Origin of the sequence: Vibrio sp. FF266 (genome assembly GCF_041439695.1) — a bacterium.
GTDB lineage: Bacteria > Pseudomonadota > Gammaproteobacteria > Enterobacterales > Vibrionaceae > Vibrio > Vibrio tasmaniensis_A.
In genome coordinates, this window is record NZ_JBGOOO010000004.1 from 94,131 (window position 1) to 108,334 (window position 14,204).

The 14,204-nt window shown below is 44.6% G+C and carries 14 protein-coding genes; 13 read left to right on the forward strand and 1 reads right to left on the reverse strand.

The features are described from left to right. The 7 genes from ACED59_RS05085 to purF all read left to right on the forward strand — a co-directional run. The coding region (locus ACED59_RS05085) for a FimV/HubP family polar landmark protein (RefSeq protein ID WP_371731358.1) at positions 1-1,580 on the forward strand (1,580 nt) is incomplete at its 5' end. A 194-nt stretch (positions 1,581-1,774) separates the two neighbouring features. Beyond that, positions 1,775-2,569: a tRNA pseudouridine(38-40) synthase TruA gene (gene truA / locus ACED59_RS05090; RefSeq protein WP_009848683.1), complete on the forward strand. Its 795-nt coding sequence runs from the start codon at positions 1,775-1,777 to the stop codon at positions 2,567-2,569. Between the two features lie 175 nt (positions 2,570-2,744). Further along, a complete protein-coding gene (gene accD / locus ACED59_RS05095; protein WP_009848681.1) occupies positions 2,745-3,671 on the forward strand; it encodes an acetyl-CoA carboxylase, carboxyltransferase subunit beta in 927 nt (308 codons plus the stop codon). 42 nt (positions 3,672-3,713) lie between these two features. Next, entirely contained in the window at positions 3,714-4,976 is a 1,263-nt protein-coding gene (gene folC / locus ACED59_RS05100; protein ID WP_017099202.1) for a bifunctional tetrahydrofolate synthase/dihydrofolate synthase, read from the forward strand. Next, entirely contained in the window at positions 4,977-5,552 is a 576-nt protein-coding gene (locus tag ACED59_RS05105) for an SPOR domain-containing protein (protein WP_012603487.1), read from the forward strand. 61 nt (positions 5,553-5,613) lie between these two features. Further along, a complete protein-coding gene (locus tag ACED59_RS05110; protein WP_009848678.1) occupies positions 5,614-6,105 on the forward strand; it encodes a CvpA family protein in 492 nt (163 codons plus the stop codon). Between the two features lie 33 nt (positions 6,106-6,138). Then, complete coding sequence (gene purF, locus ACED59_RS05115; RefSeq protein WP_012603488.1) at positions 6,139-7,653, forward strand: amidophosphoribosyltransferase; 1,515 nt, start codon at positions 6,139-6,141, stop codon at positions 7,651-7,653. Positions 7,654-7,730: 77 nt separating this feature from the next. Here the strand turns inward: purF and ACED59_RS05120 are convergent, their stop codons facing one another. Next, positions 7,731-8,606 carry a LysR family transcriptional regulator gene (locus tag ACED59_RS05120; RefSeq protein ID WP_004734167.1) on the reverse strand — a complete coding sequence of 292 codons (876 nt, stop codon included), beginning with the start codon at positions 8,604-8,606 and terminating at the stop codon, positions 7,731-7,733. 228 nt (positions 8,607-8,834) lie between these two features. Between ACED59_RS05120 and ACED59_RS05125 the strand changes: the two genes are divergently transcribed. The 6 genes from ACED59_RS05125 (at position 8,835) to ACED59_RS05150 (ending at position 14,154) form a co-directional block, all read left to right on the forward strand. Next, positions 8,835-9,938, forward strand: a complete 1,104-nt coding sequence (locus ACED59_RS05125) for a response regulator (protein WP_017099203.1) — start codon at positions 8,835-8,837, stop codon at positions 9,936-9,938. Between the two features lie 148 nt (positions 9,939-10,086). Further along, entirely contained in the window at positions 10,087-10,224 is a 138-nt protein-coding gene (locus ACED59_RS05130) for a hypothetical protein (RefSeq protein ID WP_017099204.1), read from the forward strand. Positions 10,225-10,298: 74 nt separating this feature from the next. Beyond that, the gene (locus ACED59_RS05135; RefSeq protein WP_029224083.1) at positions 10,299-10,670 is read left to right on the forward strand and encodes a YbaN family protein; all 372 of its coding nucleotides are present in this window, start codon (positions 10,299-10,301) and stop codon (positions 10,668-10,670) included. Between the two features lie 161 nt (positions 10,671-10,831). Next, positions 10,832-11,377: an adenine phosphoribosyltransferase gene (apt, locus tag ACED59_RS05140; RefSeq protein WP_004734171.1), complete on the forward strand. Its 546-nt coding sequence runs from the start codon at positions 10,832-10,834 to the stop codon at positions 11,375-11,377. Positions 11,378-11,395: 18 nt separating this feature from the next. Beyond that, positions 11,396-13,672, forward strand: a complete 2,277-nt coding sequence (gene dnaX / locus ACED59_RS05145; RefSeq protein WP_017099206.1) for a DNA polymerase III subunit gamma/tau — start codon at positions 11,396-11,398, stop codon at positions 13,670-13,672. 152 nt (positions 13,673-13,824) lie between these two features. Then, complete coding sequence (locus ACED59_RS05150) at positions 13,825-14,154, forward strand: YbaB/EbfC family nucleoid-associated protein (protein ID WP_009848672.1); 330 nt, start codon at positions 13,825-13,827, stop codon at positions 14,152-14,154. Positions 14,155-14,204 lie beyond the last annotated feature (50 nt).

Consider the following 14,204-nt stretch of genomic DNA (forward strand, 5'->3'; position numbering starts at 1 on the left):
AGTTCTCGATTGATGATTTTGATCTTCCAGAGTTTGGTGAAGAAGATGCCTTGGCGGAAGCCGACGCCGAAGTAACCCCAGAGCCAGTAACACCGGTTGTTGAACCTCAGTTAGATGCTGAATCTCTAGGACAAGAAGGCGAAGATGAGTTCTCGATTGATGATTTTGATCTTCCAGAGTTTGGTGAAGAAGATGCCTTGGCAGAAGCGGATGCTGAAGTAACAACGGAGTCAGACGTCCCTGTTGTTGATGCTCAATTAGACCCAGAATCAGAATCAACACCTGAGCTGCAAGCCGAAGTAGAGCATCAAGCTGAAACGGCTCCTAAAGTTGAAGAAACGAAACAAGCAGAAATTCTAGGGCAAGAAGGCGAAGATGAGTTCTCGTTTGATGATTTAGAGCTTCCAGAGTTTGGCGAAGAAGATGCGTTGGCGGAAGTGGTTAGCGAACCGGATGAAGCGCAGTTAGAGCAAGATCTTGCTCCAGAGTCCGAAAAGTTTGAGTTCGATGACCTTGACCTGCCTGAATACGATGAAGAGAGCGCAAAAGCGGATTCAGTCTTAGATGACATCGAACAAAGCAGTGCTGAGCCTGTAGCGGAAGAGCAAGGCGTAGAGCTCGATGAGTTTGATTTGCCAGAATACGGTGAAGATGAAGCTATCTCTGATGCGTTTGCTGAGAAACCAACGCCACTGACTTCTTTCAGCCCACAGGGTGAAGAACAAGATGCGCTGCATGATTTATTTTCAAACCCGCAGAGTTTTAGTCATGGTGATGACTTTTCGGATACAGAAGATTTCTCAGACGTAGACGACTTATCAGATGCAAAAGAGTTTGAACTGCCGGCTTTCGGACAATCAGATGAGTTACCTGATTCGGCTTCAAAATTAGCGCCTGCAGAATCAAACTCAGTACCGACTGCGGTGCAAGACGAACCTCTAGAAGGGTTTGATGATTTTGATGAAACAGCGCTGGCTGAGTTACTTTCTGAAGATGTTCAAGATTCTGTCGACAACATGTTCGATAAACCATTGGATGCAACATCGATTGATAGTGCAGGGCTAGATATTGATGCGATGCTTGAAGTCGGTGGTGAAGATTGGAAAGGCTTCAACCTTGCTCCTGAGCAGCAATCGAGCATGCATAATGATGTGCCTGATGATCAACAGGAGATTTGGGCGTCGGCAGATCAACAAGCTGAACCAAAAATCAAACAAGAGAATTGGGCTCAACAAGACAACCTAACCGAGTCAGACAAAGGTCGTGATAAGCAATACATGACTATTGATGAGCTGATGGCTCAAGTTGAGCAAGAAGGCGAAGACGCGATTAATCCAGATGACGAAGAGTTGAAGCTAGATGTTGGCCTAAATGAATTCCCAGACGTTATCGGTGACATTGGTAATTACGATGTCGACAGCAATGCAGAAGCTGCTGGTAAGCTCGATTTGGCTAAAATCTACATCGAGATGAGTGACTCACAAGGTGCAATTAAGCTTCTAGAAGAGGCTATCGTTGACGGCAGTGATGATATTCGTCGAGAGGCAAAGAATCTTATCGATACGTTAAACGGTCGATAAATTCAAAAAATTATAAAGGGTAGCGTTGGCTACCCTTTATTTTAGGGCGATACAGTTAGCGTCTATTTTATTTAGCTTGCTAAAACCACCGTCTAGGCGGTAGTGATTGTTTATTGAAGTTTTAGCCCCATCCTATTTGGGCTAGCACTCATTTCCGTATATACTTCTCGCCCATTTTCAAAGAGAACAAGAACATGAAAATTGCTTTAGGTATTGAATATAACGGTACCCACTACTTTGGTTGGCAGCGCCAACGAGACGTGAAAAGTGTCCAAGAAGAATTGGAAAAGGCTCTTTCAGTTGTCGCGAATCACCCTGTAGAAGTTATGTGTGCTGGTCGCACAGATGCCGGTGTTCACGGTACGGGACAAGTCGTTCACTTTGAAACTAATGTCGATCGTAAAATGGTTGCATGGACAATGGGCGCAAATGCCAACATGCCAAAAGATATTGCCGTTCGTTGGGCAACAGAAGTGAATGAGGATTTCCATGCTCGTTTTTCTGCAACAGCACGCCGTTATCGCTACATTATCTTTAACCATGCTCTACGTCCTGGCATTTTGAATTCAGGTGTGAGCCATTATCATGGTCACCTTGATGAGAAAAAGATGCATGAAGCGGGTCAGTACTTACTTGGTGAGAATGATTTTACTTCGTTCAGGGCAACACATTGTCAATCTCGTAGCCCATGGAGAAACATGATTCACTTAAACGTGACTCGTCATGGGCATTACATAGTGATCGATATTAAAGCGAATGCGTTTGTTCACCATATGGTGAGGAATATTACTGGTAGCCTAATTGCGGTAGGTAAAGGTGATCAAAAACCAGAGTGGATTCAGTGGCTTTTAGAGGCTAAAGATCGAAAAGTGGCAGGCGCGACAGCGAAAGCGGAAGGCTTATACTTAGTAGATGTTGATTATCCTGAACATTTTGGACTACCAAGAGAGCCTATTGGCCCTCTATTTTTGCCGGATAATTTGAACTAAATGTGAGACTTAGGTTCAAAAAGTATTACGGTTTCGTGCGTAAAATAGTCACGGAAAATAGGTACAACCAGTTTTTTATCTACAGTCGCTGTTTTATGTGCTTTAATTCCCGGCATAATTCCCAAATTTATTTCTTTCGCAATCAAGCGGAGGAATCGAAACAAAAAGGTCTTCCATGAGTTGGCTTGAAAAGATTTTAGAAAAAAGCAACATCGTAACATCTCGTAAAGCGTCAATCCCTGAGGGTGTTTGGACTAAATGTACTTCTTGTGAGCAGGTTCTTTACCATGCTGAACTAGAGCGTAACCTAGAAGTATGTCCAAAATGTGACCATCACATGCGTATGAAAGCACGTCGCCGTCTGGATACATTCCTAGACAAAGGTGAGCGTGTTGAACTAGGTACTGATCTTGAGCCACAAGACAAACTGAAGTTTAAAGACTCTAAGCGTTACAAAGAACGTATCTCTGTTGCTCAAAAGAACAGTGGTGAAACAGACGCATTAGTTGCAATGAAAGGCGAACTGCTTGGTTTACCTATCGTTGCGTGTGCGTTTGAGTTCTCATTTATGGGCGGCTCAATGGGTTCTGTTGTTGGTGCTCGTTTTGTGAAAGCGGTAGATGCAGCTATTGAGAACAACTGTGGTTTAGTTTGTTTCTCTGCAAGTGGTGGTGCTCGTATGCAAGAGGCATTGATGTCTCTCATGCAAATGGCAAAAACCAGTGCTGCTCTAGAGCGTCTATCTGCGAAAGGCCTACCGTTTGTTTCAGTAATGACTGATCCAACAATGGGTGGCGTTTCTGCAAGTTTAGCAATGCTTGGCGATATCAATATCGGTGAACCAAAAGCGCTTATCGGTTTTGCTGGACGTCGTGTAATCGAGCAAACTGTACGTGAAGATCTTCCTGAAGGTTTCCAACGCAGTGAGTTCCTACTAGACCACGGTGCTATCGACATGATCGTTGACCGTCGTGAGATGCGTCAGCGCGTTGCAAGCCTTGTTGCTAAAATGACCAATCAGCCTTCACCATTAGTAGTTTCTGTGAACGATTCACCGAATGAAGCTGCTTATGAAGTACCAGAAGCGCCAGAAAAAGGGTAAAGTACCTTCTAACAAACCTACTTAATTATGGTTATGAGTTAGATGAGTCAACAACCTATTCCTCAAGCCACATCCTCTTTGGAGATGTGGCTTGATTATTTATCAAACATCCACGCAAGCGCTATTGATCTTGGTTTAGACCGAGTTCAAGCTGTCGCCTCTAAGGCAAACCTCACCAAACCTGCTCAACATGTTATTACTGTTGCTGGAACCAACGGCAAGGGCTCAACATGTGCACTCATGGAAGCTATTCTATTGGATGCTGGTTACTCTGTTGGTGTCTACAGCTCCCCTCACTTAATTCGCTATAACGAACGTGTTCGTATCAATGGCAAAGATCTGTCTGATCAAAAGATGGTTCAGTCTTTCGATTTCATTGAGAAAGAACGTGGTGAAATCAGCCTTAGCTTTTTTGAATATGGCACTTTAGCAGCGTTACGTGCTTTTCAAACCGAAGCGGTTGACGTTGTATTGTTAGAAGTGGGTCTAGGCGGACGTTTAGACGCGACCAATATCGTTGAACATGACGTTTCTGTGATTACTAGTTTGGCTGTCGACCATGTTGACTGGCTAGGTGATGACATTAATGTGATTGGTTTTGAGAAAGCGGGCATTTATCGTAGCGGTAAACCCGCTATCTGTGGTCAACCCAAGCCACCAGCTACGGTTGCGGCACACGCTGATGATATTAACGCTGAGTTCTACCAAGTAGGGATTCAATACACCTATGATGTAGATGGTGATACTTGGAACTGGCGCAGTGGCGCATTCCAGTTAGAATCGCTACCTATCCCAAGCTTACCGTTGCCGAACGCAGCCACCGCACTGATGGCATTAGGTACTTCAGAACTAAGCATTAGTGATGTGAATGTTGTTAACGGTATGAAGAATGCGCAGCTTCCTGGGCGTATGCAGCAAATTAGCGAACAACCGGTGATTGTGCTTGATGTAGCACACAACCCGCATTCTGCTGAGTACTTTGCGCAGCAAGTCGCGAAGAAGTATGCAGGCAAAAATTTACACGTTGTAGTCGCCATGCTTCATGACAAAGATATCCCCGCGACATTGGAAGTATTAGCTCCAATAACAACACATTGGTACCCAGCTTCGCTGAAAGGCCCACGAGCCGCAACAGCCGCTGAATTGTGTCAAAGCTTACCTGAAGGTGTAGAGCAGTATTCAAACCCTGTTGTAGCGTTTGAAGCGGCTTTAGCTTCTGTTATAGATGACGATGTTGTGTTGGTTGTCGGTTCTTTCCATACCGTGGGTGAAGTGTTGGAGCATTGGCAGAAAAAAGGAAACTAAATGGCAAGTAAATTCCAAAGCCGATTAGTCGGCACCATCATTTTAGTGGCCATTGGCGTGATTGTATTGCCCGATGTGCTGGATGGTAAGAAGCTCCACTATAAAGAAGAGTTTGCAAGCATTCCGATTAAGCCTGAGCTTGATAGTAATGTTGAAGTGTTTGAAGTGCTCGATCCTGTTGAAGATCAGATTGCACTGCCGGACTCTCCGGTTGAGCAAGTGGTTGAAAGTGGTCGTACTGATAATTCAAATACGCAAACTGCGTCGGCTTCCAGTAACAAAGAAGCGGATAAAGTGGCGGTGGTGGTTAAGCCGGTACCTGAAAAAAATGAATACCAAGACAGTGCTTGGATTATTCAATTGATGGCTTTGAAGAATGCTGACAACGCAAAAAACGTTGTTAAGGATTTACAGAAGCGTGGTTATCAGGCTCATACCAAGCAAGAAAAAACATTTACGCGAGTAATTATTGGCCCGGATGTTTCTAAATCCAAACTTGAGCGACAAATTAAGGAATTAGAAAAAATTACGGGTTCAAAAGGCCAATTGCTCAAATTTAAACCGTTAAATCCATAAGAAAACGTTTGCGTCAGCATTTTTTCTGTTAAAATGCGCGCCAACTTAAGATGAAGAATTCATGAATTGGTTAGATTTTGTCATTTTAGGCGTGATCGGCTTCTCTGCCGTGATCAGTTTAGTTCGCGGTTTCGCTAAAGAAGCGTTGTCACTTGTTATTTGGTTTGGAGCATTTTTTATTGCTAGCCAGTACTACGCTAAATTAGCCATGTACTTCACCAATATTGAAGATGAGATGTTTCGAAACGGAACTGCGATAGCAGCATTGTTTGTTGCAACGTTAGTTGTTGGTGCCTTAGTTAACTATGTCATCGGGCAGCTAGTTCAGAAAACAGGCCTGTCGGGTACAGACAGAATCCTCGGTGTCGTCTTTGGTGGCTTACGTGGTGTTTTGATTGTTTCTGCAGTGTTGTTTTTCATGGATGCGTTTACTGCATTCCCAAGTTCTGAGTGGTGGAAGAATTCGCAATTGGTTCCGGAGTTTAGCCGAATCATTGCGCCATTCTTCGAGCATTTACAAGCAACATCTAGTTTCTTATCTGGCGCGCTCTAGCGCCAGTTAATGTCGAAAATCGAGGATTAGGACATGTGTGGTATTGTTGGAATCGTGGGTTCAACACCTGTAAACCAGTCTATTTATGACGCTTTAACGGTATTGCAGCATCGTGGCCAAGATGCCGCTGGTATTTGTACCATAGAAAGCAATCGTTTCCGTCTGCGTAAGGCGAACGGTTTAGTTAAAGATGTTTTTGAAGCAAAACACATGCAACGCCTCCAAGGCAACGTGGGTATTGGTCATGTTCGTTATCCTACAGCGGGAAGTTCGAGTGCTTCTGAAGCTCAACCTTTCTACGTAAACTCTCCATTTGGCATCACGCTGGCGCACAACGGTAACTTAACGAATGCAAGTGAAGTTCGTGAGAAGTTGTTCGAAAAAGACCGCCGTCATGTCAACACAACCTCTGACTCTGAAGTTCTACTAAACGTATTGGCTCATGAGATCGATACCGTAAAAGGTAACGTGACTTCAGACGACGTTTTCCGCGCAGTTGCAAACGTGCACCGCACTATTCGTGGTGCTTACGCAGTGACAGCGATGATCATCGGCCACGGCATGATCGCATTCCGTGACCCACATGGTATTCGTCCACTGTGTCTTGGTAAGCGTGAAATTAACGGTAAAACAGAGTACATGGTTGCGTCTGAGTCAGTAGCGTTAGACGCTGTTGGTTTTGATTTTATGCGCGATGTTGCTCCTGGTGAAGCTATCTATGCAACATTCGATGGTGAGCTTTTCACTAAACAATGCGCAGACAACCCACAACTAAACCCATGTATTTTTGAGTTTGTTTATTTTGCTCGTCCTGATTCATTCATCGATAAAATTTCGGTTTACAGCGCACGCGTTGAGATGGGTGAGATGTTAGGTAAGCGTATTAAAGAAGAGTACGCAGACCTAGACATTGACGTGGTTATTCCAATTCCTGAAACATCAAATGATATTGCTCTACGAATTGCTCAAGCGATTGATAAGCCATATCGTCAAGGTTTCGTGAAAAACCGTTACGTTGGCCGCACGTTTATCATGCCTGGTCAGCAACAACGTAAGAAGTCGGTTCGCCGTAAACTCAACGCGATTCGTTCTGAGTTTAAAGGTAAGAACGTTCTACTGGTTGATGACTCGATTGTTCGTGGTACAACATCAGAGCAGATCATTGAGATGGCTCGTGATTCTGGTGCAAACAAAGTCTTCATGGTTTCTGCCGCTCCGGAGGTTCGCTTCCCGAACGTTTACGGCATTGATATGCCGAGCGCGACTGAGTTAATTGCTCATGGTCGTGATAACGAAACGATTTGTAAGCAGATTGGTGCAGATGCTTTGATTTTCCAAACCTTACCAGACTTAATCTCTGCAGTAGGTATGGGTAATCAAGACATCTCTCGTTTTGATACATCCGTATTCAACGGTGAGTATGTAACGGGCGATATCGACCAAGCGTACCTAGATTTCTTAGACTCTTTACGTAATGACGATTCAAAGGTTGAGCGTGAAATCCAACAAGATCTCGCGAACCTAGAGCTACATAACGAAGGCGCTTAGCGTACTCATAAAAATGAGTAATAAAAAAACCAGAGCATCGACTCTGGTTTTTTGTTTGCGGGGAAGGGGATTGAATCTTAGTGAATGTGATATGCGATGACAAAATCGATAAACAATCTAACCTTCTCTGGCAGGTGGTCTTTGTGGTTGTAAAGCATGTAAATATCACGAGGGTTAGCGCTCCAGTCCTCTAAGACTTGCACTAAGCTGCCATCTTCAATGTATTCGCGGATCATAACGTCGGGCATTAGGGTGATACCAAGGCCTTCTGAACAGGCTTGTCTCACGACATTGAGCGCATTCGCGTTGAAACGGCCTTTCTCGCTATTCACCACCGTCTCTTCATTCGAATTACTCAGCTGCCACTTAATCAGCGGATAGCCTTTAAGTAGCGAATGATTCGCGAGCTCTTCTGCATGACTTGGTGCCGGGTTCTTCGCTAGGTAGTCAGGACTTGCGATAAGAATATCTTTTACTTCACTGATTTTTCGAGCGATTAGGCTTGAATCACGTTGTGGACCTACTCTGAAAATCACGTCCCACTCGGTTGGATCAAGCTGATCGGCTTGGTTGTTCATCATCAGCTCAATATTAATATCAGGATATTGAGTCATGAATTCACTGAACATCGGCATCATCATGCGCTTGGTCAGGTTGGAGGGTGCCGTAATGCGAATCTTACCGGAAGCTCCTTTACAAACGTCAGTCAGTTCTTCTGCAGTAGAAGATAGACGTTGCAGTAACGGAGAGCATTCGTTGAAGAAACGTTCGCCTGCCTCTGTTAAAGAGAGTTTACGCGCGTGTCTATTGAGAAGTCTTAGGTTTAGTGAATCTTCTAAGGCTTGGATGCGTCGTGTAATGGTCGCAACCGGAATCATAGTTTTGCGTGATGTTGCGGTGTAGCTCCCATTTTCAACGACAAGTCGAAAGAGGTTTAAATCATCTAATTTCATAAATCCAGACACATTTGTTTACAATCTCATCTAATTTATACGTAATAGTGAGATCAATGTTTGCGTTACGTCAATTCGTTGCACTATTTACCAGTATTCCAACCCTTGTCACGAATTTCCAGTAAAGAGTACGTATTTGTGTATTTAGCAATTTGTTACTAAGTTTTATATTAGTTCTTGGAACAGATAACAATAATAATTCGACTTAGTTTTGTGAGGTTAGAGATTATGTACAAAACTCACAGTCAGCCAGTTATGACCTCGGCTCAGGAAGTTCTCAATCAAAAATGCGTTATGTTGGTTGATGATGATCCTATTTTTCGCCGGATAACCAGCGCGTATTTAGACAAGATTGGTTATAAAGTGGTTGAGGCTGAAAATGGGCTGGACGCTCTGCAAAAGCTTAGAGACTCGGCGCCAGATTTAATTGTGTGTGACTTATCAATGCCTATTCTGGATGGCATTGAGCTTGTAGAAGAGCTCAGTTTAGAGTATCCGTCACTGCCTATGATCGTTGTGTCTGGCACCGATGATATGTCTGATGTGGCGAAAGCATTACGATTTGGTATCAAAGACTTTTTAGTCAAACCTCTGGAGGATCACGGTCATTTAGGCAGTGCGATTGCGAATACATTAACAGATTCGTTCGATAACATTTCAGACCAACGAGATTTTTCAAGCCAATGGTTTTGCGTGGATGACGGCGGAGAGATCCCTGAAGACCAAGAGCTGCATTGGCACCTAAATCACTTGCAAGATAACCCTAGTGCGGCAAGAGACTTATTGCACGCGCTGCTTCCTGACAAAGACACACGACAAGGCTCATGGCGTTGCAGTTACCGCCTACTACAATCAACAGAGATGATGCCACTTGTGTTCGACTATGCGTGGATGATGAACGGGCAGTTTGCTTTCTACCTCGTCGATTCGTCGTCTTCTGATAACGGCGGCTCAGCGGCCACATTGTTGGTGAGAGCGTTATTCCACGATTACATCAGAAATAGAAAAGATTTTAACGTTGATCTCAAAGATATTGCGGAAATTTTGGAGAAGGGGATTCGTTGCTCTAAATGTTCAACCCCTGTGAATGCTTTGTTTGGTGTTGCTGACCTTGCTGTGGGAACTATCTCTATTTTACCTGCGGGTTTAGATGGACAATGGTCGAATGGCGAATTGAATCAACATATTGCGGCGGGCGAGCGCTTGGGTGAGAACTGTAAGAAGAACTTCATTACACGGGATCTTCCGATTGAACAAGGCTGCCAGTTATCATTGAGCCTGCTTGGATCGGCCAGTTTTAGTTTAGACATACACCAAGGGTCCACCGATTAACCCTATATTTCCTCGGTTTTTGTGAATAATTGATTAAGGTATAGTTGCGCAAATGGTGTGGCTATGCCTTTTTTGTTAAATGTCGATTTAGCAAAGCGGGTTTGGTTCGCCAGATACTTACCTTTACTAACAAAAACAAGAAGCAATCATGGCAGATAACAAAGACTTTCAAGACCCGTTTAATGTATTCTACTTTTTAGGATTTTTAGCCGCATTTTTAGTGATTCCATTATTACCAGCAACACTTACGTTGATCCGTGTATTCAATGGTTACGCAACATTCTAGTTAAGTTATCGTCGCCGATTGGTGATAGCTAACTCAAGGAGGCCACAATTAGCGTTCGAGTTTTAAGCCTCAATATTGCTGGTGGCCTTTGCATATTTCTCGCAGTTTTAGGGATAGCTTTACCCGTACTGCCAACCACGCCTTTCCTCCTTCTTGCCAGTGCATGTTTCATGCGAAGCAACCCCAAAGTTCACAAATGGATGCATGAGCATAAAACGCTGGGTCCCTTGTTGAACAATTGGTATCAACATGGTGCCGTTACCAAGCAAGTAAAAACGCGTGGCGTGTTTTTTATCTTGTTAAGTTTTGCGTTATCGATCTACTTTGCCCCGATCATTTGGGTCAAGGCTTTCCTAATTTGTGTACTTGTTATTCTTCTCGCATGGTTTATGCGACTTCCAACCCATGAGTTGGTTGCTGACAGCAAAGAAAATCACTACCATTAAGCCAGTGTGCCTGCTTGTATAGCGGGCGTTTATTATTTCAGCAATTTGAGTTATGACTCTCGTTGCAATGAATACCAATCGTACCTTTCCTTAATTCCGAGCGTTGATGTTTGATTCGTTAACGAGAGTTTGGAAAGCGGCCTAATGAAGTGCATAAGATTATGAACACAGAAAAAATCTCTCTGATCAAAGCAAGCATCAAAAGCATTCCTGATTACCCTAAAGCGGGTATTTTGTTCCGTGACGTAACAAGCTTGATGGAAGATCCTGCCGCTTACAAAGCGACAATCGATCTGTTGGTGGACACATACAAGGGCATGGGCTTTACTAAGATCGTTGGTACTGAAGCTCGTGGTTTCTTATTTGGTGCGCCTTTGGCACTAGAGCTAGGTGTTGGCTTCATTCCTGTTCGTAAACCGGGCAAGTTGCCTCGTCAAACTGTGGCACAATCTTATGAGCTTGAGTACGGCACTGATACGCTAGAAATTCATACCGATGCTATCGTTGAAGGCGATAAAGTGCTGATGGTTGATGACTTGTTAGCAACAGGCGGTACGATTGAAGCGACAACGAAGCTGATTCGTCAGCTTGGTGGTGTGGTTGAACACGCTGCATTTGTTATTAACCTTCCAGAAATCGGTGGTGATAAGCGCTTACAAGGCTTAGGTCTAGAAGTGTTTAGCATCTGCGAATTCGACGGTCACTAATCCTTTTCGGAATTATTCATGAGCTATCTTGCGTTAGCGCGAAAATGGCGACCAACCAAATTCAAAGAAGTGGTTGGTCAAGCCCATGTTTTAACAGCATTAGAGAATGCCCTTAGCCAAAATAGGTTGCATCACGCTTACCTATTCAGCGGTACACGAGGTGTCGGTAAAACGACCATCGGCCGTTTGTTTGCGAAGGGACTCAACTGTGAAACAGGCATTACTTCAACCCCTTGTGGTGAGTGTGCAACCTGTAAAGAGATCGATGAAGGTCGTTTTGTTGACCTGCTCGAGATCGATGCTGCCTCACGTACTAAGGTAGAAGATACCCGCGAGCTTCTGGACAATGTTCAGTACAAGCCTGCACGTGGTCGCTTCAAGGTTTACCTAATCGATGAAGTACACATGCTGTCTAGGCACAGTTTTAACGCGCTTCTAAAGACCTTAGAAGAGCCGCCTGAGTATGTGAAGTTCTTGCTCGCAACGACGGATCCACAAAAGCTTCCGGTTACGATTCTTTCACGTTGTTTGCAGTTCCATCTTAAGCCGATCAGTGTCGATAATATCCACGAGCAGCTCGATCATATTCTTGAACAAGAAAATGTGACATCTGAACCTCGTGCGCTTGGGATGATTGCTCATGCTGCTGATGGCAGTATGCGTGATGCGCTAAGCCTGAGTGACCAAGCTATCGCATTGGGTAACGGTAATGTCGTAACAGACACTGTTGCTCATATGCTTGGAACGCTGGATACAGACCAAGCGATTCACCTACTTGAAGCGATTAGCAGTAAACAGCCTCAGCAGGCGATGGCTTGTATTCAAGCTCTTGCTGAAAATGGCGTTGAGTGGGATGGATTGCTGAGTCAACTTGCGACTCAATTACACCGTTTGGCGATGTATCAAGCTTTGCCGTCTACTTTAGACAAGGCCCAGCCTGATGCTGAAAGGCTGGAACTGCTGAGCAAAACGTTAAGCCCTCAAGACATCCAACTCTACTACCAGATAGTGCTAAAAGGTCGTCAAGACTTACCATTATCGCCAACCGCTCGTGTTGGTATTGAGATGGTGGTTCTGCGTATGTTGGCATTTAGGCCTGCTGAGCAAACTGTTGCTACGGCAATCTCGACTCAGTCGACAAGCCCAGCGCCAGCTCCTGCAGCTCAGAATCCGGTTCAGAACCAGGTTCTGAGTGTTGCTCAGCCAATGAGTCAACCTGTGCCAGAGCCGAGACAGCCAGTTCAGGCTCCTGCGGTTTCACAGCCTCAAGTGCAACAACAGGCGCCTCAGCAGCAAGCTATACCGCAACAGTCGGCACAACAGCAACCGCAGCAGAATCAGAGCCAATATTCAGATTCGCAAGGTTACGTTGATCACTCAGGCAACCAAGGTTATCCAGAACAGGATTACCCGCATAGCCAGTATGATGTACCACCTGCTTATGATGAGCGTCCAAGTTACGGTGCAGATCAGCCTCAGCAGCAACAAACGAATTATCAGAGCCAGAGTCCGGTTCAACAGCCAAGCGCTGCGCCTTCTGCTCCTCCTGTTTCACAAGAGCAACCCGCGCGTGCAACTTCACCGGTGAGTGGTTTACGCCACCAATTGCGTTCTCAACGTAGAGGTGGTGCAGCAACAGAAAACAAAGGTTCGGCGCCAAAAAAGGCTAAAGCGACACCAGCTAAAACTTCAGTTCTTGACCGAGTTGCTCAGCAACACGGTGGTTCTGAGCGGGTGTCGCCAGCTTCTTTAACCGCCTCTTCGACAGAAAATGTGACCAACGATAATGAACCTTATCGCTGGAAACCGTCTAAACCTGTAGTGAAAGAGGTGAGCAAAGAGCTTACACCTACTCAGATCAAGCGTGCGTTAGAGCATATTAAGACACCAGAAATGGTCGATAAATTGCTTCAAGAGTCGATTGCTCAAGATGAATGGTCTGCCACGATTCAAAAGCTAGAGACAGCCAAGCTTGTTGAACAGTTAGCATTGAACTCAGTGTTTGCTAAAAACGACACATCAATCACTTTAACGTTAAGAGCGAGCCAAGCTCACTTGAATACGGATCGCGCACAGAGCGAACTATTACAGTCGCTCAATACCGTGTTGGGAGAAGAGTGTCATTTGAGTGTTGAAATCGGCGATGGTGGAGAAACGCCACTAGAACTACGAGAAAGATTGTATCAAGGTAAGTTGAAAGACGCGTTTACCGCTTTGGAAAACGATGCCAACGTACAGTTTATTGAAAGACGTTTTGCTGCAGAACTCGACAGAGACAGCGTTCGTCCTATCTAGAACTTTTTCACGTTTAGTGACCGGCGTATCATCCCAGACAAGCAAATCTGAGAACTGAACACCGAGGGGTTGAATCACACTGTTTTAACCCCCATTTAGGCACGTATAGCTTAATTAATTTTAATAAACCAATTAGACCAGAGAGTATTAACATGTTTGGTAAAGGCGGTATGGGCAACATGATGAAGCAAGCCCAGCAAATGCAAGAGCGCATGCAAAAGCTTCAAGAAGAAATCGCAAATATGGAAGTTACAGGTGAGTCAGGTGCTGGCCTTGTAAAAGTAACGATCACTGGTAGCCACAGCGTTCGCCGTGTTGATATCGATGAAAGCCTAATGGAAGACGATAAAGAGATGCTTGAAGATCTTATCGCTGCTGCTTTCAACGATGCGGCTCGTCGCGTTGAAGAAACTCAAAAAGAGAAAATGGCTGGCGTAACTGGCGGAATGCAACTTCCACCAGGTATGAAGATGCCTTTCTAAGTAACTCATTCTTAAAGGTTAATTCTCGTAGTAGCTTGTGTTGAACTGGC